Genomic DNA, 26,310 nt, shown 5'->3' with positions numbered 1-26,310 from the left:
AAAAGAGACCAGAACGAATCACCTAATTTTTTAAAAATCTCACAAGTCATCGTAATAAAGATAGGTTCAATGCTATAATAAGTCTATTAGGTAATACGTTGGAGCGATGAATCATGAGTATACTGAAAGGGTTTTGGAAGAAGATCAAGCTTTACCTTATTTTGGTCGTGATTCCAACCCTCATCATTAGTTATTTTATCTACGAAAAAGAAACTGAGAAAATTGATGTAAAAAACAAACAAACCGCTACACTTATGTTAAATATTCACAAAAACCAAATGAATTATTTAATCAGTGAAACAGAAGCAAGATTAACTTCCCTTGCCATGGGATTTGACCAGCCGCTTGAAACGAAAAGAGTACAAAACATCCTAGAGAAAATCTATAAACAAGAACCTCGTTTTTCAGGCCTGTATCTCCTAGACCAAAAAGGAAATGTCACAGCCAGCACCACACCATTAAAGGAAAAAATCAACCTGTCATTTAGAGATTACTTTAAACGTATTCAAGTCACAAAACAGACCGTCATCACAGATAACTATGTAAGCCGCATTACTAAGCAGCGGATTCTCTCCATTTGTGTCCCTGTTTTGAATGAAAACGACGAAGTCACGGATGTGCTAGTCGCTGCGATTCAAATTGATTATTTAAGAAATATTATGAATGTATTAAACCCAGAGCTTCATTTTAAGATGCTGAATCAAAATGGAGACGTTGTGTTTACAAGTGGTCCACAGCCAGCATCTGAAAGTGATAGCACCGTGTCTACATATTTAGATGAAAACAGCTGGAAGCTGGAGGTTTTTCCGCAGCGTGCGACAACAAGTGAAGTCCTGTCTGTGATGCTGTTTCCTTTATCCAGTGCATTTATTCTCTTAAATATCTTATTCACACTCGTCCAATATATCATTTTAAGACGACAAACCCAGCAGGAACGCCACCAAAATGAAGCACAAAAGCTTGAACTCATTGGAACACTTGCGGCAAGTACAGCTCATGAAATTCGCAATCCATTAACAGGCATTAGCGGGTTTATTCAACTTTTGCAAAAGAAGTATCGTTCAGAAGAGGATCAGCTTTATTTTTCTGTCATCGAGGAAGAAATTAAACGGATTAACCAAATCGTCAGTGAGTTTCTTGTACTAGGAAAACCAACGGCTGAAAAGTGGCAAAATAATTCTGTGAAAGAAATTGTGAGTGAGATCATGCCCATTGTATTTTCTGAGGCGAATCTTTATAATGTCGAGGTTGATTTGCAAATCAATACCATTCAAGATGTTGGCGTGTATTGCACGAAGGATCACATTAAACAAGTGGTATTGAATGTAGCGAAAAACTCGTTAGAAGCGATGCCAAATGGCGGTCATTTGAAGATTGTCATTGAGGCTGAAAAAGAACAGGTCATCATAAAAGTGAAAGATACAGGTGAAGGTATACCAGAAGAGATGCTGAAACATATCTTCCTCCCTTTTATTACGTCGAAAGAAAAAGGAACAGGTCTTGGGCTTGTTGTGTGTAAACGAATCATTTCGATGTATGGGGGGACAATCGATATCGAGAGCGAAGTGAATAAAGGAACAACCGTGATCATCATGCTCCCTTCTGCACACTAATAGCTGAAGCATTCATCCGGTTTTGCTAATGGCAAGACCGGTTTTTTGATGTCAATAAGAAGGACGATTGACAGAAAGGAGACTCATTTGTGATACAAGATCATGAAAGGAAGCAACAGATTGTTGTTCATGAAAAAGAAGATACTGATACTCATTCATCAGGTTGTCCAGTTCTTGACTATATTTAATTGTCGTCTCGCCTGTATAGCCTTCTACTTGAGCAGCTTCTACCATTTGTCTTCTCTTTTCATCAATTGACATTAGTAGCTGTTCTTTCCGTACATAAATATTCATGATCTCAGCTCCCGCTATGAATTCGTCTGTCTACGCTCTAAATGATCCGACACCAAAATTATACTTTATTTGTAAATTAAATTAAATATGCTTATTTTATTTAATTTTTTACAGCCTAAAGACCTTTTACCCAATGAATTCTGGGGGTAAACTTCAAAATTGGACAGGACTGACACATTGATTAAACAGAATTTTATCCTATGCAGAAGACCAAAATCAACTATTTTCTCTCTCATTTTATGTCTATTTTCCTAAAAAAAAGCTGATCTTCCGCCTCATGCGAAATGATCAGCTCCCACTATTAAACCGTTTCTTCTTCGTAAATTGGCACCCAGCCCTCAGTTGTGACAAATATGCGAACTGCGACAACTTGACGATCTTCTTGAAGTGTAAAGTAGTGACGAATATTTGGGGGTACAGAAATTAAATCACCTGGATTCAGTCTCACATCAAAAAAGACGCCGTCTTTGCCTTGAATGGCAAAGATTCCATGACCGCTCACGATAAATCTGACTTCATCATCCGTATGATGATGCTCACGTTTAAAGTTTTGAAGCAGTTCATCAAGGTTAGGGGTCGCATCTGATAATGAAATCACATCCTGCGCTTTGTATCCTCTTCGCTCGGAAATACTCTTTATTTCCTCTTGAAACACAGTTAAAATTTCTTCCTTTTCATCATCTGTTAAATCGTACTTTTCTGATAACTGTTTTGGTAGTTTTTCAATATCCCAATGTTCATAAATGACCCCTTGCTGTTCTAAATACGCCCGGACCTCTTGTTCGTTCTCAAGTAACGTGTTCTCTTCATTATGAATGTAAATGGTCGCCATGTGTGTTTCCTCCTTTTTATTTAACAAGCTGCTTTTGATAAAGCGCTACTTTCAAATGATAGGTAAATAAAAATTCATAAGCCTCTAAGACTCGTTTGGCTTCAAATGCGGTTTTCCCCCAAACGGTGATGCCATGATTACGAATGAGTACAGCACCAGCATCGTCCGTCAGGTGCACTGCAAATTGCTCTGCAAGGTGCGGAATATGAGCTGGGTTTTCAATAATAGGAACAGCAACTTCTGCATCCTCTTCCCAATAACCAAGCGCTTTAATGATTTCGTTGCCTTTAAAACGAACTTCTCCTTTATCGCCATACAGCTCAGAAATGACATTGTTATCGATCGTGTGGACGTGAAGACAACATCCTGCTTTCGTCCGCTCATAAACGTATGTGTGAAGCAGTGTTTCAGCTGATGGCCTGAGCGGCTGATTCGGATGAACCGGCTGACCTGCTACATCAACAAGAACAAAATCTTCATCGGTTTCTTTTCGTTTATCTTTGCCACTTGCCGTCACCAAAAACGTGATGGGATCATCCGACACTTTTATCGATAAATTGCCGCTCGTTCCGTAAAACCAGTCTCTTTGTGCCAATTCACGTTTGACGTCTGCTAGTTCCTTCCAGCGTTTACTCTTCTCGTCTGCCATTCCTTCACTTCCTTTATTTGATCAAATTGCGCTTTTAGATCAACAAATGTTTCATACTCTTTATGTACGAGCCCTAGCTCTTTACATTCGTTCAGTAAATAATCACGTGCAAACGTGAGATCCGCATGTTTCGCTGCCTCAATATCAGTCACTGAATCACCAATCATGATAATAAAATCATCTTCCTGCGTCAGCTCTCGAATAATGGAAGGCTTGCAGCAGCCACAGCCATTTTGGCATTCTGAATCACAGGCATGCGGCCATTCAATTTGAATATGGTCTTCTTTAAATGATGCATGGTTACAATAAATATTCTCTTGTTCGACAATCCCTTCAAGGATGGGATAGACAAAAAAGTCCATACCGCCGCTGAGTACATAGAAAGGAATGTCTGCTTTTTTGACATCATCGACAAACTGTTCAAATCCTTCACGAATCTCTGTATCCTCTAAAATAAATGACCGAATGGCTTCTTTCTGATCACTCGTCAGTAACTGAAACATCTGTCCGACGCCTTCTTGGATCGTGATCTCTTTTGCTAGAACACCATCCTTCCATTTCGTCCATTCTTTTGGAGCAAACTGCTTCATGATGCGAATGATATTATCATTTTTCGTAATCGTGCCATCAAAATCACAACATACAATTGGTTTTTTCATTTATTCTGCTACCCTTCCCCAAAGATCAAGTGCTGCTTGTAAGTCTTGACAAGTTGATGCTTTTTCTTCGATAGACTCTTTTTTGACCACCGCATCAATGATTGAACGAAAGGCTTTCCCTCCTCCGATTGCTCCCCGCGGATGTCCGTGAATTCCCCCGCCTGCATTAATGACATGATCAAGTCCAAAATCTTTGATTAAGATCGGCACCATACCCGGGTGAATGCCTGCTGAAGGAACAGGAAATGTTTGTTGAACTGTATCCTCTTTCACACATGCTTCGAAAATGCCAAAGGCATCTTTTTTCGGAAGGGCGACTGATCCATAAGGAGAGGGAAAAAGACTTAAATCAGCGCCAGCATATCGATTTAATTTGCCTAAAAGAAGGGAATGCGAGAATCCATAGTCTGGAGAGGATGTCATTGCACCGCTCACTGCTGGATGTGCCATGATCGGCAATGGGATCTCTGGGTCTTCAGCTAAGCTTTGCATGACATCAAGTCCATAGGCAAAAACGTTGAATAAAAGCGCATCAGCCCCTAGTTCGGCTGCCTTTCTTGCTCGATCTTTCAAATCAAAAGTTCTACCAGTTAAATTAACAGCATAAAGCGTGCGATGTCCTGTCTCTTCATATGTTTCTTTTAATATCTTTTTTCCTTCCTTGATTCGATCTTCAAAAGGCGCTAATGGGCTTTCAAATAAAATCTCATCATCTTTGATGAAGTCTACTCCACCTAAAGCCTGTAAGCGGAGCTGTTCTTTTAAATCCTCCATATCACGGCCGATTACGCCTTTAAATATACTCATCAATAGCGGCCGATCAAACACGCCTACTTTCTTTCGTATCCCCTCAATGCCAAATACCGGTCCTGGCAGACAGCGTTTAAACCTTTCCGAAAATTCAATATCGACGAGCTTTACTTTCCCATCCAGTGAAAGCTTTCCAAAAATCGTCGTCAACACCGCTGGTATATCAGCTGAAAAGTTCGCCTCAGGATAAGCAATGGTCACCTCTGATTGATACAGACCACCAATTGCGGGGGACTGTTCTTTTACGCTCACCACACGGCCTTTATGTTTTTTCAGCTGCTCCTTTTTGAGCTGCGGCAAGTCCGTCCATGACCCGACCGTTAACCCAAGTGCGATCTGCTCTGCTTTTCGGTCTATTTGTTCATCCTCTCGATGTGTTAGTACGTATGTTGCCAGTAGTTCACTCACTAGGAATCCCCTTTCGATTGCGTCCTGTATATGGTCAATAAAAAAACCTCTTTAAGTGCTTGATCAGCGCGTTAAAGAGGTTTCGTCTCATTCATCCGAATCTTATCTCTCAGCGCTTGCTGCAAGAATTAGCACCGTGCTTCATGGAAGTCGGTTGCCGGGCTTCATTGGGCTAGTCCCTCTGCCTACTCTTGATAAGAATATTCAATTTTCTTAAATATTGCCTGAATTATCGCACCATTTTTTTACGTTGTCAATGGCTTTTTTCAAATAACTGCAAGGCAGCGATACGATCAGCGGCTTCCTTTAGCCGCTCCTCACTTGTTAAAAGACCGACTCTGACGTAGCCTTCACCGTGAGCACCAAAGCCATTCCCCGGTGCAACAACAACATGTGCTTTTTCTAATAATACATCAGAAAAAGTTTCAGATGTATACCCTTCAGGCACCTTTAACCAAGCAAAAAACGAGCCCTTTGGCGCACTGACGTCCCAGCCAATCTCTTTGCATGCAGCAATCCAAGTGTTTCGTCTTTTTTCGTACCGATCATTTTGTACTTGTACGCACGTTTGATCGCTTAAAAGTGCTTCTGCTGCTGCATCTTGAGTTGCTTTAAACAGTGACACAAACAGGTGATCCTGATAAAGCTCAATGGCTTCGATAACAGAGGCATTCCCTGCTGCAAAACCGACTCTCCAACCAGCCATATTATACGTTTTGGACAATGTATAGATTTCAATACCTGTCTCTTTTGCTCCGTCTATTTGCAGGAAACTAAGGGGCTTTTCGCCGTCAAATCCTATGCCGCCATATGCAAAATCATGGACAACACACATCTTATTTTCACTCGCAAACGCAACAGTATCTTCAAAAAATGTCCGGGTTGCAGTCGCACCAGTCGGATTATTTGGGTAATTTAAGTACATCAATTTTGCTTGATTCTTATCCTGCTCTGACAATTTGTGGTAGTCAGGTAAAAAATCATTTTGTTCAAGAAGAGGCATTGTGACCATGCGAGCTCCGGCAAGCACAGCGCCTGACCAGTAATCAGGATAGCCCGGATCTGGAACAAGCAGCGTATCACCTGGATTCAGTAAACATTGCGGCAATTCGACTAGTCCCGCTTTCCCTCCAAATAAGATGGCAATCTCTGTCTTTGGGTCAAGCGTGACACCATATTCTCTTTCATAAAAAGTAGCTGCAGCTTTTTTTAGTTTCGCTGTCCCGCGGAATGAGGAGTATTGATGATTTTCAGGTTTTGCTACCGCTTCCTGCATCGCTTTCACAATATGTGGAGGAGTGGGCTGATCAGGATTTCCTTGACCTAAATTAATCACATCTGCCCCTTCCTGCACTTTTTTCTGTACTTTTTGTACAAGCGACGCAAAAAATTGTTTCGGTAAATGTTTCAATACATCCGATTGCTGGAATTCCATTTTTTCACCTTCTATTCAAGTTACATGACAATACAATCACTGTAATGGATTGTTTTATGAATTGTAAAGCAATTTTGAAAAAAGATTGACATGTGAACTGCAGCTCTGATAATATCTAGAATTAAGAAATGCAAGTAGACATGAAACAATTACATATTGATTTCTCTTATCGAGAGTTGGGCGAGGGATTTGGCCTTTTGACCCCAACAGCAACCGACCGTTAATACCACTGTGAAGTGGGGCGCAGCAAGAACAGCGCCAAGACAATTTATTGTCTTATAGGGCACGGTGCTAATTCCATCAGACGTATGTGCTGAGAGATAAGAGAGGCTTCGAGCATACACGCCATCAAGCCTCTTTCTCTCAGGAGAAAGAGGCTTTTTTATATGATTTGGAGGGGAAGCAATTGGTTACACTTACGGCATCATATGAAGAATTAACAGAGAGTTCGGCAGTTGCATTAGCCATTAGACTTGGATTGATTCAAGAAAGCAGTCATTTGACCTGTACTGAAATTGGCGACGGAAATTTAAATTACGTCTTTCATATTTATGATCACAAACAAGCAAAAGGACTGATTATCAAGCAGGCTCTTCCTTATGCAAAGGTCGTTGGAGAAAGCTGGCCGCTGACATTAGACCGTGCAAGAATTGAAAGTGCAGCACTCATCAAGCAATCAGAGTATGCACCACATCTCGTACCAGCCGTCTATTATTCGGATACAGCTCTTGCAGTGACGGCAATGGAGGATCTATCACACCTTGAAATCGTCAGAAAAGGGCTAATTGCCGGAAAACATTATCCGTATTTATCAGATCATGTCGGAGAATTTTTAGGCAAAACACTATTTTACACGTCTGACTTTGCCACAAATCCTAAAATCAAAAAACAATTCGTGAAGCAGTTTACAAACCCTGATCTTTGTGACATTACAGAGAAACTCGTCTTCACAGATCCTTTCTTTGACAGCGAAACGAATGACTTCGAAGAGGAATTAAGAGAAGAGGCACAAGCACTATGGGCTGATCTTGAACTGCAAGCAAAAGCAGCCGAATTGAAACGGATCTTCTTAACCTCTGCTGAAACACTGGTACATGGAGATCTTCATACAGGCAGTATTTTTGCAAACGAAGCGGAAACGAAAATCATTGATCCAGAGTTCGCTTTTTACGGTCCTTTCGGATTCGATATCGGTCACTTTATTGCCAATTTGTTCATCAATGCTTTATCTCATGAGAATGAGCAGGATCAGCAGCACCTTTTTGATCATGTCGTCAATGTGTGGGCAACATTCAAAGAAGTGTTCACAAAAGCATGGAAAGAAGACAGTATTGAAGCGTTTAGTGTATCGGACAGCTTTTTAGAAACAACCTTTGACCGTATTTTAAAAGAGGCCACCGGCTTTGCTGGCTGTGAGCTTGTTCGCCGAACCATCGGTCTTGCGCATGCGGCTGATCTCGATGCGATTCCATCACATTCTAGAAGGATTCAGCAGAAAAAAGCAGCACTTACACTAGGAAAAACATTGATCAAACAATATCAAGCAGTGGAAACAGCGTCTGACCTCGTCGCATTATTCCAGCAAACTGTAAAGGAGTGACGAGTTTTGTCTAAAGAATTTGAAGTTCCCCGTTCCGTCGAATGGGAAGAAAACCGTATCAACATTTTGAATCAGCAAAAATTACCTGCTGAAACCGTGTTTGAGCATTTATATACAAAAGAAGATGTGTATGATGCCATTGTGACGCTAAAAGTGCGCGGAGCACCTGCTATTGGCATTACAGCGGCTTTTGGGCTCGCACTTAGTGCACAAGAGATTGATACAGAAGACATTGATCTCTTTAAGCGAGAAGTCGCTCGCCTAAAAGAATATTTAAACAGTGCTCGTCCAACCGCTGTAAACCTTACCTGGGCATTAGACCGGCTTTATCAGCGCACTCAGCGTGCTGCTTCGGTGAATGCAGCCAAAACTGATCTTGTCCATGAAGCCATTCAAATTCAAATCGAAGATGAAGAAACATGTCGGCAAATCGGTCAAAATGCTCTTCAGCTCTTTAAATCTGGTGATCGAATTATGACCATTTGTAACGCAGGCTCCATTGCCACAAGCCGGTATGGAACAGCGCTTGCACCCTTTTATTTAGCGAAAAAGAAAAACCTCGATCTTCACATTTACGCATGTGAAACACGTCCTGTCCTTCAAGGCGCTCGTCTGACGACATGGGAATTGATGCAGGGCGGCGTAGATGTGACGCTTATCACGGATAATATGGCAGCCCATACGATGAAAGAAAAACAAATTTCTGCCGTTATTGTTGGTGCAGATCGAATCGCTAGAAACGGTGATACAGCAAATAAAATTGGAACGTTAAGTCTGGCTATTTTAGCTAAACACTTTCAAATTCCATTTTTTGTGGCAGCGTCTCTTTCGACCTTTGATGTGTCAACTCAGGATGGATCAGATATTCCGATTGAAGAACGCGACCCGCAGGAAGTAAAGGAATTAAACGGCATCCAAATTGCGCCTCCTGACGTGCAGGTATTTAACCCTGCCTTTGATGTCACTCCTCACCATCTCATTTCCGGTATCATTACAGAAAAAGGCATTATCACTTCCAACTATACAGAAGAGATTGATGCACTATTCACCGAAAGCGCGTCACTTTAATCAAACAAAAGCGCGGGGTTCTTATCATTTAAGAGCACCGCGCTTTTTTGTTTCGTTCGTTTTTGCTAATATTTCTTTTTTCTGTTCTTCTGTCAACACCTTCATTTTGACACATAGTGATGTGACGGCGTACATTTTATCTTTTTTGCCCCATAACATGTTAGCAGCCTCCTTTTTCCCTAGACCAACTTTTTTAGCTTAATAAAAGGATATGTCGCTCACTAAACATTTGGAACAGGTCAATTCATTTATTTTTGAACAAATGGGATGCCTTCTAATTCTAACAGGATCGCTTTCATCCCTGTCTTCGTCCCTGCATAGCCAGTCAGAGTCCTGTCTTTTCCAATGACCCGGTGACACGGGATAAAAATTGGCAATGCATTGCGTCTATTAGCTTGTCCAATGGCTCTGACAGCCTTTGGATTGCCGATCGCTTCTGCAATATCAGCATAGCTTTTTGATTCACCATACGGAATAGTAGAAAGTGCCTCCCACACTTGCTCTTGAAACGGAGAGCCTGCTTGCTTAAGCGGGAGATCGAACACTTTCCGATCGCCCTTAAAATACTCATCCAGCTGTTTTTTCGCTTCTTTTAATACAGGCGTGTCTTCTTGTTTAAAATGGCCTCTCTGTTCTTTGACCAAAAACGATTCATCATCAAACTTCACTTCAATGATGGCACCATCTTTCTCTAGTATGTATAATGCCCCGATTGGTGCGGTATAGACTGTATAATACACATTAAAGCTCCCCTTCTTGTTTCTGCTGCCGGAGTGGAAGCGTGAGATGGAACACTGTTCCGACCCCTTCTTCACTCTCTACTTCAATGGTTCCTTGATGCTCTTCAATAATTTTATAACTCACCATTAACCCAAGTCCAGTGCCTCTTTCTTTTGTTGTATAAAATGGTTCTCCGAGACGCTTTAGTTTATCCTCTGTCATGCCGCAGCCTTCATCACGAAGAGAAATCACAATGTGCTCCTCCCCCTTCCTTTGAATGCTCACGTAAACATTTCCTTTCTGAGGCATTACTTCAATCGCATTTTTCAAAATGTTAATAAAGACTTGCTTTAACTGATTTTGTTCACAGTAGATGAGCGGAATATCATCCAGCACATTTAAGTGCATTTGCACATTGCCAAGATTGGCCTGTGCGTGAAGAAGGTCCATCGTGTCTTTGACAATTTGCACGACATTTTTTTCTTCATAGATGATGGCCTGCGGTTTCGCTAAAATCAAAAATTCTGTAATGATGGATTCGATTCTTTTTAGCTCTGATGTAATGACATTAAAATAGAGCGAATACTCCCCTTCAATGTTTCCTTTGAGCAGCTGAATGAAGCCTTTTAAAGCCGTCATTGGATTTCTAATTTCATGGGCAATTCCAGCGGCAAGCTCTCCGACAACATGAAGCGTATCCGATTTTCTTACCCGCTCTTCTAATTCCTTGCGTTCAGTCACATCTCTAAAGATGGCCAAATTCATGTTATGAATAATATTTCGTTTAAAAGAAAACTCCAAAATACGTTGATCTGGATGGTTCAGCACAAATGGAACTTCATTGTCCATCTCATCTAATGACATCGCCTGAGCTGGCTGCGCCAAATTTTCAATTTGATATGGCGCAAGGATATGAAAAAGATTCATTTCCGTTAAGTGATCATCTTTGAGGCCAAGCAGTTCACTTGCGGATGGATTCACATCAATGATCCGGTATTGATTATCGAAAAGAACAATGCCATCCATAGAGCCATTAAATACTTTACGGAATTTGAGCTCACTTTCTCGCAGCTCCTCTTCCATTCGCTTTCTGTCACTGACATTCCGTAAAATGGTTAAGTGCTGTCCTTCTAATACCGCATGCTTAGAGGTGAACTCAAGCTCTTTGAATTGGCCATTCGCCATTCTAAAGAGGAGTTCTTCTCTGATTTCAAGATTCCTGATATACCGTCTTCTTGTCGGCCGGTATCTGCGATCAGATTTGACTAGAAAATCCATGAGTTTCTTGCCAATCAGCTGCTGCATCGGTAATTCAAAAATTCGGCAGGCGGATTCATTTGCTCTAACAATTTCTCCATCATCCGCCCAAATGATGATGGCATCCATCGCATTTTCGAATATTTCTCTAAAACGTTCTTCACTTTTTAGTAGCTTTTCTTCCATTAATCTTTTTTCTGTAATATCACGCATGATGGACATGTAAAAACCACTCATCACATTGGATGTGATGGTCAGTTCGAATAATTTGTGCTGCCCAGATTGAAGGGTAACAGGAAGTTCTCCCTTTGCTTTCCCTGTTTCTTTCAATGAAGTTAAGAGCTGCTGGAGCGATGGAAGGTTTTCTTCTTCAACAAATTCATTTAAGTAGCGGTCTGTTAAATCTGTTTTTTGAAGTTCAAAGCTCTGGCAAAAAGAGTGATTGGCGTCAATCATACAACCATCCTGATCAAAAATGACCATACCGTCAATCGCTCGATCAAATAAATCTTTAAACAGCTGCTCATTCATCGAACGTTCTCGCTCTAATATTTTCTTTGAAGAAATATCACGCATGACGACAATATATTGTTGATTCACCACGTCGTGCTCCGCCACAAATTCAATATATTTTGTCTCTCCATTTTCAAGTTGAATGGAGATCTCTCTTTTTAACGTTCCTTTTCGAAAAAAAATCTCAAGTGAGCAGTCAATTTTGTTTTTCGGGATGCCGTATAGGAAATCTAGAACGGATTTATTGAGGAGGTCTTCTTTCGGTGTTTGCACAAGCCTACATGTCGCTTCATTGGCTTGAATAATGTTGAGGTGCTGATCAAATATAAAAATGGCATCTAACGTCTTATTTAACAGCATTTTGTGCTGTATCAATTCATTTCGCAAATATTCGTTCTCTTTTTCTAATTTTCTGATATTTTTCGCACCATCGAGCGTTTCAGTCATTCTCTTACACTCCTTTTCCAGCCTCATTCCTCTACAATATTTCTACAAGATTTTCATTGTTCCTTCATTCGACTCATAAAAAAAGAGAACTTTTTACACGAGGCTTGCTTCATTTGTTTCATTTGGATGACACGATTGTATAACGATTCTCTTTTCTTACGCTTCTTTTACAACCGTTCTACAATTTCACATCAAATAGCGAAATGAGCCAATTTGTATTTTAAAATGGGGCAAATGAGGGAACAGTGCACTTAGAACGTTTATGTTCGAAATGAAGCAGGAAAGGTGATGTTATGACGTCAACGAGAGACAGTTATTTCGATAATGCAAAATTTCTTCTGATTTTTCTAGTTGTTTTTGGTCATTTGTTACGGTCATTCATACATGATAATGACTGGATACTCTACTTATATAAATTTATTTATACATTCCATATGCCCGCTTTTATATTGGTGTCTGGCTTCTTTGCCAAAGGTTTTAGAAAACCAGGTTTTATGAAAAAAGTCGCAGTTAAGCTGATCATCCCATATTTGATTTTTCAGGTCATCTATTCTGTGTATTATTATTTCTTACAGGATCAAAGCATCTCTAACTTAAATCCGATTGATCCACAATGGTCTTTATGGTTTTTAATCAGTTTATTCTTTTGGAACTTACTACTCATTCCTTTTTCAAAACTGCCATTCCACTGGGCAATGATTGTCAGTTTATCGATGGCGTTACTTGTCGGTTACGTGGACAGCATTAGTGATACGCTCAGCCTATCTCGTACGTTTGTCTTTTTGCCGATGTTTTTAGCTGGCTTTTATTTAAAAAAGCAGCACTTTGAATTTATCCGAACAAGCAAAGGGAAACTGACTGCACTTCTTGTACTGATGGCCGTGTTCATGTTTTGCTATTTTTATGAATTCGATTATTCCTTTTTATTTGGATCACAATCGTACGCTTCTCTTGGAGATGAAGGACTCATTGCAGCGATGAAACGAATGGCATGGTATTTACTTGCATTTGCTGCTACCTTTAGTTTCTTTGCATTAGTCCCAACCCGCCGGTTCTTTTTTACCAAATGGGGCACAAGAACTTTATATGTCTATTTACTTCATGGCTTTGTGATTAAGCTTTTAAGAACGACTTGGTTTGATGATTGGGCACTAAATACGGCAAGTGTATTGATTCTATTGCTGCTTACGGTCCTCTTAACCTTTACCCTATCTAGTACATTTGTTAAAACTGTTGCACAACCAGTCATCGAGCTCAAAATGACCAGTCTGATGCGAACCATTACTGGCAGACAAAACAGTTATATTAAATAGAAAAAACGATCTCTCTGGATCGTTTTTTCTATTTATTTTTTGTTTTTCTGTTCAGTGTGACATTCATCGTTTTTTTTAGGCTTCATTAAGGTATCAATCCATTTACTGCTGTTTATATCTCCCAGCTCGCTGCCAAATTCCTCTTCCAAGATATCGGGGTTCATCGGTTTTTTATGGTCTTTCATATCTTTACTTTTCACATGTTTTTTAGTCACGAGATGCTCCCCCCTGTTTCCCTTGATGAGAATTTCGGTTCGCCTGGCGGTCTTCTGATTGCTCGTCAAATTGTGTTTGTCCTTGATCGTGTGCCATGCTTTCTGTAGGCGTCATATTATTCGTGAGAGCTTCATTTTTTGCTGTTTTTCTTTTCATTTGTCATCATTCCTTTTTAACATGTTTAGTTCTTCGCTCAATTGATCAAACAGCTCTTTCATTTGTTTGACTGTCACTGGTTTTTCCTCAGGCTTTAACTCATATCCAATTTGCCCATTCGCTTCTAGCGTTGCTTTTTTGAGACTGCTGATGTCTGTGATGCCCTGCTGCTTTAAGCGCATTTTGAATTGGTCCCTTGTCAGTCGCGTTTTTTTTAGCTTGTGATCAAGCATTTCTCCATCCTCTAAAATCACCACAGACTTCCCTGAAACCAATTTTTCAAAAAAATCAAATTGGATCGACAGCTTTTCCATAATCACAAGCGCCACAATAAAAATGGCGGCCGCATAAATGGTTTCAAGTAAATTATGCTCAATAAAGGGTTGGATAATAATCGATCCAATCGAAATCATGATGACTGTCTGTTGAACCGTTAATTGACTAATGGATTTAGGCCCTGCTATTCTCAGCAGCAAGGTACCAACGAGCAGCATTACAATTGCTTTCCATAACACATCCAGCACGTCTCTTTCACCTCTTACCTATAGATTGCGAACATCCTTTGTGATTTAGCCAGTTATATAATGGAAATAAAAAAACCAGCATTCAGTAGGAATGCTGGTCTGATTGTCGACAAAGAGTTAAAATGATCGTTATTTTAACTCTTTGTCTTCTTTTCAGCGTGATAGAAAACCTTTGCAGTCTAGGAAGGACGAGTACTGGCGCGGAGCGAATTTCACATTCGTGAGCACCAGCACGCAGGACTGACAAAGAATGCGAGGGTTTGTCTACACGCTGAAACCAGCATTCAGTAGGAATGCTGGTTAGCCGATGATCACACGCTCTTTCGGATAATGATAATTCGCTTCACTTTCCCGGCGGCCAATTAAATACAAGAAGCTTGGAATTCCAATCCGTCCTATAAACATGACGACCATAATAATACACTTACCAAATACCGACAAGTCAGACGTAATTCCGAGCGACAGTCCTGTTGTTCCGAAGGCAGAACAAACTTCAAATAAAGTTTCAAGAAGTGTATGATGGTCTGATAAAGTTAACAGAAACGTAGCACCAAACACTAAAATAAAGGCCATCATCGTCACCATGAGGGATTTATTAATATCCGCTTGATGAAGCTCTCTTTTAAAGATTTTAATGGACTTATTTCCTCTCGCAAAATGAAACAAAGCAAGTAAATTAAGGGCAAACGTGGTTGTCCGAATTCCGCCCCCTACCGAACTTGGAGATGCCCCGATAAACATCAGCAAACATAAAAATAACAGTGTCGGCTCTGTCAATTGCGTAATATCTAATGTCGAAAGCCCGCCACTTCTAGTAGCTGTTGATTGAAACAAAGAATAAAACAAGATTTCATGCCAGCTCTTCCCTAGAAAAGTGAAGCGGGCTTCAAGTGCATAAATCCCAATTGCCCCAACGACAACAAGAAGGCCAAACGTGATCGTGGTAATTTTCGTAAACAATGAAAACGATGCATGTTTTCGGTCTTGATTGAATAAATAATCCTTTACTTCGACAAGTACCGGAAAGCCAATAGCGCCAAAAATGATGAGCAGCATCGTAATAAATTGGACGAAATAGTCATCTTTATAAGGAATTAACGAATTCCCAGTAATATCAAAGCCTCCATTGGTTGTGGCACTGATACTAGAGAAAAATCCGTGTAAAAAAGCGCCTTGCACATCGTAATACTTAAGAAAATACATACTTAAAATCAGACCGCCTACAAACTCAATCAGTAAGATTAAATATAAGACCTGCTTCATGAGTTTTACAATTCCTGATAAGTTGCTCTGGTTTTGGTCTGCCATAATTAATTTTCTTTCTTTAATGCCGATCCTTTTTCGCATAACCAGCCAGACGAATGTACCAAGGGTCATAATGCCGATACCCCCGATTTGCAAAACAAATGCAAGGATCCACATCCCGGTCACACTAAATGTTTGTGACGTATCGACAACAGTCAAACCCGTGACACTGACAGCACTCACAGCTGTAAACAGCGCATCAATAAATGTCCATTTGACTCCTTCTTGGTGAGCCACTGGCAGACTGAGTAGTATGAACGACACGGTCACAGCAAGAAAATAATAAAGGGCAATCAGCTGAAAAGCCGACAGCCGGTCGATTAGTTTTTTCATTGGATTCATGGTTATTCCTTCTTTTATCTTTCTTTTCGAATACTATATCATTTTAATGAAAAGAGAGAAGATTTTAAAGGTATTTTGTGCTTTATTTACTTTTTCATCAAAAAGAAAAAGACATCCTTACGCAGAATGTCTTTTGATCTTTCTTATTTTGCTTCGAGTCTTCTAATTCTTTCGTTTAAATCAGGGTGTGTTGAGAAAAGAGAAGCTTTTCTTTTACCACTGATTTTCAGTGTAGCAACAGCTGTTTGATCATCATCTTTAATTCTTGATGTATACGCCTCTAGTGAACGGAGCGCATGAATCATTTTATCTTTTCCTGCAAGGTCCGCACCGCCGCGGTCTGCATGGAATTCGCGATGTCTAGAGTAAGCAAATACGACAAGGCTTCCTAAGATAGAGAAAATAATTTGGAAGACGATCACAGCGATAAAGTGAACAATCGGCACAAGCTCTTCACGTGGAACGAAACGGCTTGCGATCCATGCCGCAATTCTTGAAAGGAAGACAACAAACGTGTTGACGATTCCTTGAAGTAACGTCATTGTAACCATGTCACCGTTCGCTACGTGAGCGACTTCGTGAGCGATAACCCCTTCAACTGCTGCATCATCCATTTCATGAAGCAATCCAGTTGATACGGCAACAAGCGATCTTCTTTTAGAAGGACCTGTCGCAAATGCATTTACTTCAGATGATTGGTAAATACCGACCTCAGGCATTTTAGAAAGGCCTGCTGCTCTTGATAGTCTGTGAACGCGGTCAACAAGCTGCTGCTCATCATATGTTAATGAATCCTTTTCTGGATTTAACACACGCACACCCATCATCATTTTTGCCATCCAGCGAGACATCGCTAGTGACATAAACGAGCCTACAAAACCAACAACTGCACTGAATACAAGAAGATAAAGGATATTAAGTCTTCCGTCTGCTCCTATATAAGAACCAACACCAGTTGCTGCACTAATAACCGATAGGACAATACCAATCGTAGTGATAACAAGAATGTTCGTTAATATAAACAGAAATATTCTTTTACCCATACATAACCTCCGCTGTCATATTAAGTTCATTTGAACTTATTAATAAAATTATAAAAATAAACGTCTCAAATTGCAAGGAAAAAGGAATCGTTTTCTATGTTTATCATACTGGCTAAAACCTCGTCATTTCAATGATTACGCTACTTGCATCCGCAAACAAGTGAACAAATTGTGACGCACCGGTCCTATTTTAGTTTATTTTGCATTTTCATTAAAAAGAGATTATGATGTTGAATTAGATCAATAATCACGTTTTTGACGTACAAAATGAGGTGGAACATGGTGACTTTTAAATTAACGAGAATTGACATGACGAGACTTCTGTATTCTCTAAAAGGCGAGGGAGATCTGACTCCGCTTCAGCTTTTGAATTTATCTGTAAAAAGCGATAAGGAACATGAATATGATGAATTAAGAATCCCTTCGTTTTTTGAAAAACTCGAACGGCGGAAGCAAAAATCAGAGCACGGGCTTTCAACGAACGAAATCGTTGAGCTTGGCAACTTGTGTGAACTGACTTCTCTTAAATCGACAGCCATTCAAAACTGGATCAAGCGCGATATTAAAGATATGATCGGCCATCCAGAGCTTGGCAAGAAGTACTCCATTGATCAAGTCGTTATTTTATTAATTGTCCGGGATTTAAAATCAGTATTTGATTTTGATTCTATTCGTACGATCTTATCTGCCTTATTTAATACGATCACAGATCGAACGGATGATATTATCAGCCCCATCCGTTTTTATGAAGCATATGCGCACGTCCTTGATTTTATTTATCACCATACACATTTTCCATTAAAGGAAACAAATTTACGAGAAATGACAGAAGAGCAGACGGACAAACTCCACGAAGAGTTCACAGAATTGACGAAGCCGCAATGGCATTTGATTAAAGGCATTATCAGTTCTACCGTGTTCTCCGTTTTCACTTCTCACTTGCAAAGCACAGCGCAAGAAATGATGTTGAATACGCTTCAGCTGAAAAAGACTTAAAACTGAGCCCGAGGTGACCTTCATCACCTCGGCTTTTTTGTGCAGCAATTGCCAGCATAATTGCAGGCTGTTTTTTTCAAAATAAGAAGGCGCAACAAACATGAGGTGAAAGGAGGAATATGTGATGGCAAATCGAAATCAACTTCTTGTTCCTGGAGTAGAACAAGCTTTAGATCAATTTAAATACGAGATCGCTCAAGAATTTGGCGTGAATCTCGGTTCAGATACAGTCGCACGTTCAAACGGTTCTGTTGGCGGCGAGATGACAAAAAGACTCGTACAGCAGGCGCAATCTCAAATGGGCCATTCAACTAAATAAAGACATGGTGAAATACGCCGGATCTATTCTGGCGTTTTTTTACTGTTCATATGTAGGTTCATCCCGGTTTTCACGGTATGAGGGCGGTGTGTTTTTTCCTTTTTGTTTGACGTCATTTCTGTTACGTTCGCCGTACGGACGATTCTGAGCACTGTCGTTTTTTTTACATGCTTTTCAGTATCACCACGTGATGTGCCGTTTGGATGTTTTTTTTCATTTGGATCAGTCGAGTGATTTTTTTTTTGCTCTTTGTCTTTTTCAAAAGAGCGATCCTTTTCTTCTTTTCCCTTTTTCTCTTTGTTGTCAAGATTAGGGCTTGTTTGGTGAGGCTTTTGAACAGCTCCTTGCTCTTCCCTCTCAACTTCCTTCTGCTCTTTGTCTTCGCCTTCAGGAGCTTCTTTATCAGGCTGCATCTCATCGCTATCGTCTGTCTTGATGTCTTCTTTTTTGTCTTCGTCTTTTTGATCTTCATCAGCATTTTTCGGCTCTTCTTCTTTGACAGCCTCGTCATCTGCTGGATCTTCATCTTCTTTTTTAACGTCCTCTTGTTCGTTGTCTTGCATTTCTTGATTTCTAATATAAGTTCCTGTTGAAATGCCTGCTTTTTGTGCCTTTTCTCTTGTTTCCAGGTCACCTTCCACAGTTTCCAGCTTATAATTGCGCTTTTGATATTCCCCCGAGATGGTGCTGATTTTACTTTTTACGTTTGTTTTGTATGTATGATCCTGCTTGTTTTCATAAACAGTTGAAATATAAATGCTTTTAGAGTGGTTCACGTATCCCTTTTTATCACAATCATCGATGATTTCCTGCACGACTTTGGTCATGTCGTTTTTTTCTAAATCTTTCATACTGGCCAGTACTTGCTTCGCATCTTTATTCAGCGGAGTGACACCGATCACTTGATAATTGTGATCGAGTTTCAGCTCAAAGCTTGGGTTAATGTCAATCGTCATATATGCATATGCTTTTTGACTTGAGAAAGATGGCATCATAGTGAAAATCACGACAATAATTGCTGCAATTGATAGAATTCCTGCATTTAACGGACGTAAACGAAGCAGGTCAAAAAAACCGGCTCTTTTTCTTTCGAGACGTGATTCATTCGGAAACGTCACTTCTTGACCGATTTCATAGTCTTGCTGTTCATACTTTGTCCGCAGAAATTGTCCATCAGGGGTCAGCAGTGTGACATATTTTTTGTTTTTCTCTACTATAATGCCTCTTCTCATGAATTAAGCACCCCTTTAAGGTAATCTTTCAAATACACATAATCACCTGTCATAATGATCGCCATCGCAATAATATATTTTCTATTTCTCTCAATCGTTTTGCGGCTGACTTCCACTAGCTTTTCCAGCTGTTTGACTGGCAATTGTTTTTTCTGAAATAAAATGGTTCTCAGTTCATCGTGCTTCACGAGTGTATGGGCCACTTTAATGGCATTTTGTCTCGCATCCGCATGCTTTGGTGAATGCTCAAGCAGTTCTTGAAACGTAAGACCATATACTTTCAATCGTTCTTTAAAATGTTCAATCTCTTCTCTTCTATGTTCTTGTTCAATTAAACGCCTATATTCATTTGCAGAAAGCTCTGCTTCAATCATGCTTTGCGAGTACTCGCCATTCTCACTTTCTTGAAGGTCCATTTGAACCGTTGGCGCGTTTCTTGCTTCTTTTCGAATATAGTCGATTACTTTTCTTTTAATAATTAACTCCGCAAATGCAAGGAGTGAGTTGCCTTTTTCGGCAGAGTATTTTTCTATCGCTTCATTAAAGGCAATTAAGCCTACGCTAAATTCATCATCTTTTTCATCTATATATCGTTTACAAACGGATGAAACCGTCTTAGCGACAAATGGTTTGTATTGCTCTATTAATGCATTTTGCAGCTCGGTATCACCCTGTTGGATGTTGATTGCCGACTGCTCTAATGTTTGCTTTTTCTTTCCCTTTTTAAACAAAAGGCTAAGCAATGGTTTCACCTCAGTTCTCCCTATATTACTCATTTATGATAGCTAATTTATGAGGGAAGCGCAAAGGAAGAAATGAGGAATTCATTTCCTGTTACTCAATTGTGACATGTATTTCTTTATCTACTTTACAACGTTTCGTTTAAAAGCAAAGAAATAAGGGGGTATCCCCCCCTTTTTTGTAATATACGTGTTATGAAAATGAAATGATATTTCTTTCAAAAAACCTACTCTTCCAGCCGCATCTCTTGTTTTTCCTCGTTTTGCTGGCTGCCTTTTCTTGATGGACTTGATAAAAACCAACCAAATGCTGCAATTGCGAGAAGGACCGTCCAGAAAATGATTTTCCATAATGTTGAATGAATGAAATGAGAGGACACGACCCCAATAGCTGGATGAGAAAGTGTATAGAGCGTCAGCTTCACGCCAACCCATCCAACAATGACAAATGCTGCTGTTTCTAGGCTTGGTCTCGTTTTAAGCAGTTTCACAAATACAGTCGCCGCAAACCTCATGATCACTAGACCAATGATACCGCCTAATAGAATGACAATAAATTGACCGCCATCAAGCCCACCAATTTGTGGAAGGTTTGTTACTGGCAGAGTCACAGCTAATGCAACGGCTGCTAAAATAGAATCTACTGCAAATGCAATGTCAGCAAGCTCAACTTTTACGACGGTTGCCCAAAAGCCGCTTTGTTTCATGTTTGTGTCTGCTTCCTTTTTCTTAAATACGTGCGATTTTAAAATATGGTGAATCGAAATATAGAGAAGATATATTGCGCCAATGGCTTGAACTTGCCACACATCTACTAAAAACGAAATAAGAAAAAGAGAACCAAATCGCATGACAAATGCTCCCGCAAGTCCGTAAAATAATGCCTTTTTCCTTTGTTTTTCAGGAAGGTGTTTGACCATCACAGCCATAACCAGCGCATTATCAGCTGCTAAAATCCCTTCTAATCCAATCAATACGAGAAGAACCCACCCGTACTCTAAAATAATTGCTGCATCCATCATCATTCCTCCTTATTTTTTATCTATTGTCCCACAACAGACAAAGGCTTATGAATGCAAAAAAGACCTTTGCCTGTAATGGCAAAGGTCTTGCTAGACATGTGATATGTAAATCATGCCAACAAAGCCGATGGAATGAGGTTCCATGTAATGACGACTTTGTTTCCGGTAAAAACCGGACGCTACTCCCCTTTGGTGGGATTAAGAATATTTAGATTACTTATATCATAATCAACAGACCCCGTATTGTCAACAGGTGACTTTTCATCTTCACCCACTGATTAAGCCGTTGGTGTTTCTGTTTTTCTTTTTCTTCGTTTCAGCCACACGTAGAGAACAAACAATAAGAGCATACCAATTCCAATCGGCAATACATATGGTTCTAAAATGGTTCCAACCTCTTGCCAGTTCTCCCCAAGGACAAATCCTAGATACACATATACAAATGTAATTGGCGTAATCGCCAAAAACGTATACAGGCAAAAAACCCACACATTCATCTTCGCAATCCCGCACGGAATGGAAATAAGGGTTCTGACCCCTGGAATAAACCGGCCACTAAACGCAACAAATCCGCCATGTTTTTCAAAAAAGGCATCCGATTTATCAAGTGACTCAGGTTTCACAAAGAAATATTTCCCATATTTATTTAAAAAGGGTCTCCCTCCATAACGTCCTAACCAGTACAAGGTCAAGGGGCCTGCCACACCACCAATAGAACCGGCAGCCACAACACCGATGAAGGCCATGTCCCCTTTTGAAACCCAGTAACCTGCAAGAGGCAACACCACTTCAGCAGGAACAAATTCAATGCATAATGCAAGAAAGATGCCGAAGTACGACAAATTCTTAAAGGCATCAGCTAATGAAATAATAAAATCTTCGATGTTTATCAATCCCTTTCACACATAATCAGTTTGACAGGCTATGCTTGCAAATCGTACCGTGCCACCTATTAAACGAATAAAAAACCAAAAATGATTCACTTTTCTTCGTTTTTTTACATTAAATTTGATTTTACTATAAAAAATGTTCAAAAAAAATGCTGAATGCCCTTTTTAAGTAAAGGAAAAGTGAACACAGGCGCCACTTGATCCGATATATTAAGTATATGTCTGTTTTTAGATACAGGAGGTTTTCTTACATGACACATTTAACAGGAAGCTACAACGGATGGCTTGTCTTTCTGTCAGTCGCTGTCGCCGCTGTCGCCTCCTACTCAGCTCTTCAATTAGCCAGCCGGGTGATCCAGTCGAGCGGCGCAAAGAAAAGAGTATGGTTGATCATTGGTGCGATGATCATGGGGATGGGAATATGGTCAATGCATTTTATTGGCATGATGGCGTTTCACCTACGCTCTGGTATCACATATGAAACACCCTTACTCATTTTATCGATTTTGGCCTCTTTTATCGGTTCTTTCATTGCATTTTCAATATGTATTCAGCAACAACTTTCTACAAGACGACTTTTGATTAGTTCGATCACGATGGGCTCAGCTATTTGCAGCATGCACTACCTCGGATTGGAATCAATGGCGAATGTCACCATCAGCTATGACCCTGTTCTCTTTTTTCTTTCGTTTTTTATTGGTGCGCTCGCTTCATTCTTTTCATTACACCTTTTTTTCCGGCTCCATCGCTCTGAGAAAAGGCGGGGAGATCAGCTGTTAAAAATAGCGGGTGCACTGATGATGGGCGGTGCTGTTGCGGGCATGCATTACACAGGCATGGCGTCTTCGACGATGTTTTTTCATTCAGATGGTCAGGTCGCTGCGGGTGGTTCTCTTGAAATGTCACCATTTAGCCTGTCCATTTTCATCGGCCTGATGACGCTTATCGTCCAATCACTTATGATTTTCGGCGCCTATATTGATCACCGGATTATGTCACAATCCGATCAGCTAAAAGAAAATGAACAGCGGTTCCAATCACTGATCAAACATAATATAGATGGGATTATCGTGTTATCTGTTGATCGAAAAGTGATATCTGCGAATGATCCAGGCAAACACATTTTGAAAATGTGCAATTCCTGGATTGGTGATGATGTGAGTCAATATGTCATGCCGACTGAGATGTGGGAAGACTTTATTGATCAATCTAAAAAAGCAATTACGCGTGAAGCAGAACTGAAAGCAGCAGATCGTTTTTATTATTATCATGTTACATACATACCCGTACACGTCAACCATACACTTGACAGCATTTATCTCGTTTTAAAGGATTTAACCCAGCAGAAGATTGCTGAAAAAGAAATTCATGTGATGGCACATTATGATGCATTAACTGAACTTCCGAACCGTCGTCACGGAATTAATCATTTAAATGATGTTTTATCCGCTCAAGAAGAGACAAAAACGTCAACGGCAGTTCTTTTTCTTGATTTAAATCGGTTTAAAATTATTAATGATGCCCTTGGTCATAACATAGGCGATCTGCTGTTGAAAGCCGCCGCAAACAGACTAACCAAATGTTTGCCTGACAATGGTTTTATTGCAAGAATTGGCGGTGATGAATTTTTAATGATCTTCCCTCACCTGGAGCATGGTACACATAAAATTGAACAGCTTTCGAAAAACATCATTCGCCAATTTGAACGACCTTTTTTCATTCAAAACCATCAGCTCATTACATCCATTAGTATTGGAATCGCCATCTCTCCGCAAAACGGAAAGAATGGCATGGAATTGATGAGAAAAGCAGATATGGCCATGTATTTATCAAAGAAACATAAACAAAGCCGCTATGAATTCTTTACTGAATCTATGGAGAGATTGAGTGAGGACAGACTCAATCGCGAACTGGAGCTACGAGATGCCATTCAAAGAAAGCAGTTTGTGCTTCATTATCAGCCGCAAATCAGCGCCAAAACAAGACAAATGACAGGTGTTGAAGCCCTTTTAAGAATGAAAGCACCAGACGGTTCTCTAAAATCACCCGAGGCTTTCATTGAACTTGCTGAAGAATCCGGCCTGATTATCGATATTGGAAGGTGGGTCATTGACACGGCATGTCAGCAGGCAAAATTGTGGTATGACAAGCAATTGAAAATCCCTGTAGCGGTCAATTTATCTGCTAAGCAGTTTAACTCTGAAGACTTAATTGATTTGATCAAACTAACGCTAAAAAAATACGACCTTCAACCATCACTTCTTGAGCTTGAAGTGACAGAAAGCATGACAATGGATAACATCAAGCAGTCAAAACAAGTACTGACATCTCTAAAACAACTTGGCGTCCGTATTAGTATTGATGATTTTGGTACAGGCCATAGCTCTTTAAGCTATTTGAAGGATTTGCCGATTCACCGTCTGAAAATTGATAAATCATTTATCGAGGATATTTTGAGTGATTCAAAGTCTGAGCAAATCACAGGGGCTATTATTGCAATGGGGCACCAGCTATCTCTAGAAGTCATTGCTGAAGGTGTTGAAACTTTTGCACAAGCACAACTTTTATCTACGCAGGGCTGTGACGATCTACAAGGCTTTTATTATGCCAAGCCACTTCCAGCTAGTGATATTGAAAAATTTATCGCCTATCCTGCTCATCAGCTGGATACATAAAAAAGGTGCCAACCATGGCACCTTTCAGCGTGTAGACAAACCCTCGCATTCGTTGTCAGTCCTGCGTGCTGGTGCTCACGAATGTCAAATTCGCTCCGCGCCAGTACTCGTCCTTCCTAGACTGCAAAGGTTTTCTATCACGCTGGGCTGAAAAGAAGACAAAGGGCTAAAATCAAGTTCATTTTAGCCCTTTGTCAACAATCTAAAAGGTGCCAACCATGGCACCTTTTCGTTTTATCTAAATAACAAATGCTGACTGTGAATACCTGCTTTTTTCAGCAGACTAATTAATTGCTCCTGTTCTTCACGCGAAAGACCAGAAAACGCCCGCGCAATTCGAAGAGAATGGATTGGATAAATTTTATCTAGATAACTGCGCCCTTTATCCGTTAAATGGGCATAAACTGACCGTTTATCCTTTGGGTCCTGTTCTCTTTCAATGAAACCATTTCGTTCTAACTTGTCAATTACGTACGTCACATTCCCGCTGACAAGCAGGAGTCTTGAGCCGATTTGCTGAAGTTTTTGAGCACCTCTCGTATACAGTAATTCGAGAACGGCAAATTCAGTTGGATTGAATCCATGCTCCTTGCTGTCTCTAATACTGTGTTCGGAAACGCTTTTAAATGCTCTTGCAAAAACTTTGTAAAGCGTCATTGAACGTTCTACTTCTTCTTCATTAAACGATAGTCTCATCACATATCTACCTCTTATAATATTTTTTTAACTTCAAGGCTTTCTTGCGGTGCAGTTGGAGCCTTTCGTAAAAAATAGAAGTACGTTTTTGAAAACCCTTTCAACCACATAAGTGACTCCATTCGTGTTATGTATAAGATTTCGATATAAACTTTTAAAATCCTTCTTATTTTTCACAATCATCTCGAAAAAAAGCTTTTCCAGCAAACCATCAAGTTACGACAAATTTTAACATAATCTGTAAAGGCTCTATATTTTCTTACATTTGATTCGTCAAATTTCTACAAAATTCAATATTGCTATAATATTAAACACGCAAAAAAAGAACCCTTCATGTGACAGTGCACATGATAGGGATGTTAAAGATAGCGATCGGTTTTGTTGAAAAAGAAATGATACTCTTTTTTTAAGTCACTAATTGTCATGTTCTTGGTCATATCAGGGCTATATACCCCAAGTGAGCAAAGCTGCTTCGTATAATAATGTCTTTCTTTCGCTAAAGCTTCTTTTAGCCGCACGACATCTCCCCTCCTATC

General features: G+C 40.0%; 27 protein-coding genes and 3 riboswitches. Of the genes, 7 read left to right on the top strand and 20 right to left on the bottom strand.

The window, feature by feature from the left end; genetic code table 11:
* Positions 1-113: 113 nt before the first annotated feature.
* Entirely contained in the window at positions 114-1,613 is a 1,500-nt protein-coding gene (gene kinD, locus BA79_RS01490; RefSeq protein ID WP_008346092.1) for a sporulation kinase KinD, read from the top strand.
* 51 nt (positions 1,614-1,664) lie between these two features.
* Here the strand turns inward: kinD and BA79_RS01485 are convergent, their stop codons facing one another.
* The 6 genes from BA79_RS01485 to BA79_RS01460 form a co-directional block, all read right to left on the bottom strand.
* The gene (locus tag BA79_RS01485) at positions 1,665-1,907 is read right to left on the bottom strand and encodes an aspartyl-phosphate phosphatase Spo0E family protein (protein WP_008346101.1); all 243 of its coding nucleotides are present in this window, start codon (positions 1,905-1,907) and stop codon (positions 1,665-1,667) included.
* Between the two features lie 301 nt (positions 1,908-2,208).
* Positions 2,209-2,739: a 1,2-dihydroxy-3-keto-5-methylthiopentene dioxygenase gene (locus BA79_RS01480; RefSeq protein ID WP_008346104.1), complete on the bottom strand. Its 531-nt coding sequence runs from the start codon at positions 2,737-2,739 to the stop codon at positions 2,209-2,211.
* A gap of 16 nt (positions 2,740-2,755) precedes the next feature.
* Entirely contained in the window at positions 2,756-3,388 is a 633-nt protein-coding gene (locus BA79_RS01475; RefSeq protein ID WP_035700537.1) for a methylthioribulose 1-phosphate dehydratase, read from the bottom strand.
* Entirely contained in the window at positions 3,352-4,047 is a 696-nt protein-coding gene (locus BA79_RS01470) for a 2-hydroxy-3-keto-5-methylthiopentenyl-1-phosphate phosphatase (RefSeq protein ID WP_017367123.1), read from the bottom strand. Before BA79_RS01470 ends, BA79_RS01475 begins: the two co-directional genes overlap by 37 nt.
* The gene (mtnW, locus tag BA79_RS01465) at positions 4,048-5,265 is read right to left on the bottom strand and encodes a 2,3-diketo-5-methylthiopentyl-1-phosphate enolase (protein ID WP_035700535.1); all 1,218 of its coding nucleotides are present in this window, start codon (positions 5,263-5,265) and stop codon (positions 4,048-4,050) included.
* A 99-nt stretch (positions 5,266-5,364) separates the two neighbouring features.
* Positions 5,365-5,466: riboswitch (SAM riboswitch) on the bottom strand.
* A gap of 52 nt (positions 5,467-5,518) precedes the next feature.
* The gene (locus BA79_RS01460; RefSeq protein ID WP_035700532.1) at positions 5,519-6,700 is read right to left on the bottom strand and encodes a pyridoxal phosphate-dependent aminotransferase; all 1,182 of its coding nucleotides are present in this window, start codon (positions 6,698-6,700) and stop codon (positions 5,519-5,521) included.
* 166 nt (positions 6,701-6,866) lie between these two features.
* Positions 6,867-7,024: riboswitch (SAM riboswitch) on the top strand.
* Positions 7,025-7,106: 82 nt separating this feature from the next.
* Here BA79_RS01460 and mtnK point away from each other — a divergent pair.
* Positions 7,107-8,300, top strand: a complete 1,194-nt coding sequence (mtnK, locus tag BA79_RS01455) for an S-methyl-5-thioribose kinase (protein ID WP_035700530.1) — start codon at positions 7,107-7,109, stop codon at positions 8,298-8,300.
* A 6-nt stretch (positions 8,301-8,306) separates the two neighbouring features.
* Entirely contained in the window at positions 8,307-9,368 is a 1,062-nt protein-coding gene (mtnA, locus tag BA79_RS01450) for an S-methyl-5-thioribose-1-phosphate isomerase (protein ID WP_035700527.1), read from the top strand.
* A gap of 24 nt (positions 9,369-9,392) precedes the next feature.
* Here the strand turns inward: mtnA and BA79_RS19780 are convergent, their stop codons facing one another.
* The 3 genes from BA79_RS19780 to BA79_RS01440 all read right to left on the bottom strand — a co-directional run bounded on the left by BA79_RS19780 (position 9,393) and on the right by BA79_RS01440 (position 12,305).
* Positions 9,393-9,527, bottom strand: coding sequence for a hypothetical protein (locus BA79_RS19780; RefSeq protein ID WP_263485674.1), 135 nt, complete (start codon positions 9,525-9,527; stop codon positions 9,393-9,395).
* 89 nt (positions 9,528-9,616) lie between these two features.
* Positions 9,617-10,108, bottom strand: coding sequence for a methylated-DNA--[protein]-cysteine S-methyltransferase (locus BA79_RS01445; protein ID WP_035700525.1), 492 nt, complete (start codon positions 10,106-10,108; stop codon positions 9,617-9,619).
* Position 10,109: 1 nt separating this feature from the next.
* Positions 10,110-12,305: a PAS domain-containing sensor histidine kinase gene (locus BA79_RS01440; RefSeq protein WP_035700522.1), complete on the bottom strand. Its 2,196-nt coding sequence runs from the start codon at positions 12,303-12,305 to the stop codon at positions 10,110-10,112.
* 293 nt (positions 12,306-12,598) lie between these two features.
* On the opposite strand from BA79_RS01440, the gene BA79_RS01435 reads away from it, so the two are divergent.
* Positions 12,599-13,618, top strand: a complete 1,020-nt coding sequence (locus tag BA79_RS01435; protein ID WP_007498757.1) for an acyltransferase family protein — start codon at positions 12,599-12,601, stop codon at positions 13,616-13,618.
* 32 nt (positions 13,619-13,650) lie between these two features.
* Here BA79_RS01435 and BA79_RS01430 read toward each other — a convergent pair whose 3' ends face one another.
* The 5 genes from BA79_RS01430 to htpX all read right to left on the bottom strand — a co-directional run bounded on the left by BA79_RS01430 (position 13,651) and on the right by htpX (position 17,204).
* Complete coding sequence (locus tag BA79_RS01430) at positions 13,651-13,833, bottom strand: hypothetical protein (RefSeq protein ID WP_008346122.1); 183 nt, start codon at positions 13,831-13,833, stop codon at positions 13,651-13,653.
* A complete protein-coding gene (locus BA79_RS19485; RefSeq protein ID WP_008346124.1) occupies positions 13,826-13,990 on the bottom strand; it encodes a hypothetical protein in 165 nt (54 codons plus the stop codon). The genes BA79_RS01430 and BA79_RS19485 overlap by 8 nt, the downstream gene beginning before the upstream one ends.
* Complete coding sequence (locus BA79_RS01425) at positions 13,987-14,514, bottom strand: DUF421 domain-containing protein (protein WP_017359458.1); 528 nt, start codon at positions 14,512-14,514, stop codon at positions 13,987-13,989. Before BA79_RS01425 ends, BA79_RS19485 begins: the two co-directional genes overlap by 4 nt.
* 300 nt (positions 14,515-14,814) lie before the next feature.
* Positions 14,815-16,161 (bottom strand): TrkH family potassium uptake protein, encoded by a 1,347-nt coding sequence (locus BA79_RS01420; protein WP_007498761.1) that lies wholly within the window; start codon positions 16,159-16,161, stop codon positions 14,815-14,817.
* Positions 16,162-16,304: 143 nt separating this feature from the next.
* A complete protein-coding gene (htpX, locus tag BA79_RS01415; RefSeq protein WP_007498762.1) occupies positions 16,305-17,204 on the bottom strand; it encodes a protease HtpX in 900 nt (299 codons plus the stop codon).
* A gap of 279 nt (positions 17,205-17,483) precedes the next feature.
* On the opposite strand from htpX, the gene BA79_RS01410 reads away from it, so the two are divergent.
* On the top strand, positions 17,484-18,200 hold the full coding sequence (locus BA79_RS01410; protein ID WP_035700520.1) for a DUF1836 domain-containing protein: 717 nt from the start codon (positions 17,484-17,486) through the stop codon (positions 18,198-18,200).
* A gap of 124 nt (positions 18,201-18,324) precedes the next feature.
* Positions 18,325-18,519, top strand: a complete 195-nt coding sequence (locus BA79_RS01405) for an alpha/beta-type small acid-soluble spore protein (protein ID WP_008346135.1) — start codon at positions 18,325-18,327, stop codon at positions 18,517-18,519.
* A gap of 23 nt (positions 18,520-18,542) precedes the next feature.
* Here BA79_RS01405 and BA79_RS01400 read toward each other — a convergent pair whose 3' ends face one another.
* From BA79_RS01400 to BA79_RS01385, 4 genes are all read right to left on the bottom strand, one after another.
* Complete coding sequence (locus BA79_RS01400) at positions 18,543-19,751, bottom strand: anti-sigma factor domain-containing protein (protein ID WP_248596522.1); 1,209 nt, start codon at positions 19,749-19,751, stop codon at positions 18,543-18,545.
* A complete protein-coding gene (gene sigI, locus BA79_RS01395) occupies positions 19,748-20,503 on the bottom strand; it encodes an RNA polymerase sigma factor SigI (protein ID WP_008346139.1) in 756 nt (251 codons plus the stop codon). Before sigI ends, BA79_RS01400 begins: the two co-directional genes overlap by 4 nt.
* A gap of 215 nt (positions 20,504-20,718) precedes the next feature.
* Positions 20,719-21,510: a TerC family protein gene (locus BA79_RS01390; protein WP_035700518.1), complete on the bottom strand. Its 792-nt coding sequence runs from the start codon at positions 21,508-21,510 to the stop codon at positions 20,719-20,721.
* Between the two features lie 32 nt (positions 21,511-21,542).
* A riboswitch (yybP-ykoY riboswitch) is annotated at positions 21,543-21,713 on the bottom strand.
* A gap of 78 nt (positions 21,714-21,791) precedes the next feature.
* Entirely contained in the window at positions 21,792-22,406 is a 615-nt protein-coding gene (locus BA79_RS01385) for a DedA family protein (protein ID WP_007498772.1), read from the bottom strand.
* 248 nt (positions 22,407-22,654) lie between these two features.
* Here BA79_RS01385 and BA79_RS01380 point away from each other — a divergent pair, with 248 nt between their 5' ends.
* Entirely contained in the window at positions 22,655-25,078 is a 2,424-nt protein-coding gene (locus BA79_RS01380) for a bifunctional diguanylate cyclase/phosphodiesterase (protein ID WP_035700516.1), read from the top strand.
* 234 nt (positions 25,079-25,312) lie between these two features.
* Here the strand turns inward: BA79_RS01380 and BA79_RS01375 are convergent, their stop codons facing one another.
* Both BA79_RS01375 and BA79_RS01370 read right to left on the bottom strand, forming a co-directional pair.
* The gene (locus BA79_RS01375; RefSeq protein ID WP_088004396.1) at positions 25,313-25,777 is read right to left on the bottom strand and encodes a MarR family winged helix-turn-helix transcriptional regulator; all 465 of its coding nucleotides are present in this window, start codon (positions 25,775-25,777) and stop codon (positions 25,313-25,315) included.
* A 356-nt stretch (positions 25,778-26,133) separates the two neighbouring features.
* Positions 26,134-26,292 (bottom strand): hypothetical protein, encoded by a 159-nt coding sequence (locus tag BA79_RS01370; protein ID WP_035700511.1) that lies wholly within the window; start codon positions 26,290-26,292, stop codon positions 26,134-26,136.
* Positions 26,293-26,310: the final 18 nt, after the last annotated feature.

The organism is Bacillus altitudinis 41KF2b, assembly GCF_000691145.1.
GTDB classification, from domain to species: domain Bacteria; phylum Bacillota; class Bacilli; order Bacillales; family Bacillaceae; genus Bacillus; species Bacillus altitudinis.
This window is presented reverse-complemented; position numbering and strand designations above follow the sequence as displayed.

Excerpts from the sequence above, each read along its gene's own strand:
- kinD (WP_008346092.1), top strand. The coding sequence starts at position 114 with ATGAGTATACTGAAAGGGTTTTGGAAGAAGATCAAGCTTTACCTTATT.
- BA79_RS01485 (WP_008346101.1), bottom strand. The coding sequence starts at position 1,907 with ATGAATATTTATGTACGGAAAGAACAGCTACTAATGTCAATTGATGAA.
- BA79_RS01480 (WP_008346104.1), bottom strand. The coding sequence starts at position 2,739 with ATGGCGACCATTTACATTCATAATGAAGAGAACACGTTACTTGAGAAC.
- BA79_RS01475 (WP_035700537.1), bottom strand. The coding sequence starts at position 3,388 with ATGGCAGACGAGAAGAGTAAACGCTGGAAGGAACTAGCAGACGTCAAA.
- BA79_RS01470 (WP_017367123.1), bottom strand. The coding sequence starts at position 4,047 with ATGAAAAAACCAATTGTATGTTGTGATTTTGATGGCACGATTACGAAA.
- BA79_RS01460 (WP_035700532.1), bottom strand. The coding sequence starts at position 6,700 with ATGGAATTCCAGCAATCGGATGTATTGAAACATTTACCGAAACAATTT.
- BA79_RS19780 (WP_263485674.1), bottom strand. The coding sequence starts at position 9,527 with ATGTTATGGGGCAAAAAAGATAAAATGTACGCCGTCACATCACTATGT.
- BA79_RS01440 (WP_035700522.1), bottom strand. The coding sequence starts at position 12,305 with ATGACTGAAACGCTCGATGGTGCGAAAAATATCAGAAAATTAGAAAAA.
- BA79_RS01435 (WP_007498757.1), top strand. The coding sequence starts at position 12,599 with ATGACGTCAACGAGAGACAGTTATTTCGATAATGCAAAATTTCTTCTG.
- BA79_RS19485 (WP_008346124.1), bottom strand. The coding sequence starts at position 13,990 with ATGAAAAGAAAAACAGCAAAAAATGAAGCTCTCACGAATAATATGACG.
- BA79_RS01420 (WP_007498761.1), bottom strand. The coding sequence starts at position 16,161 with ATGAATCCAATGAAAAAACTAATCGACCGGCTGTCGGCTTTTCAGCTG.
- htpX (WP_007498762.1), bottom strand. The coding sequence starts at position 17,204 with ATGGGTAAAAGAATATTTCTGTTTATATTAACGAACATTCTTGTTATC.
- BA79_RS01410 (WP_035700520.1), top strand. The coding sequence starts at position 17,484 with ATGGTGACTTTTAAATTAACGAGAATTGACATGACGAGACTTCTGTAT.
- BA79_RS01405 (WP_008346135.1), top strand. The coding sequence starts at position 18,325 with ATGGCAAATCGAAATCAACTTCTTGTTCCTGGAGTAGAACAAGCTTTA.
- BA79_RS01400 (WP_248596522.1), bottom strand. The coding sequence starts at position 19,751 with ATGAGAAGAGGCATTATAGTAGAGAAAAACAAAAAATATGTCACACTG.
- BA79_RS01390 (WP_035700518.1), bottom strand. The coding sequence starts at position 21,510 with ATGGATGCAGCAATTATTTTAGAGTACGGGTGGGTTCTTCTCGTATTG.
- BA79_RS01380 (WP_035700516.1), top strand. The coding sequence starts at position 22,655 with ATGACACATTTAACAGGAAGCTACAACGGATGGCTTGTCTTTCTGTCA.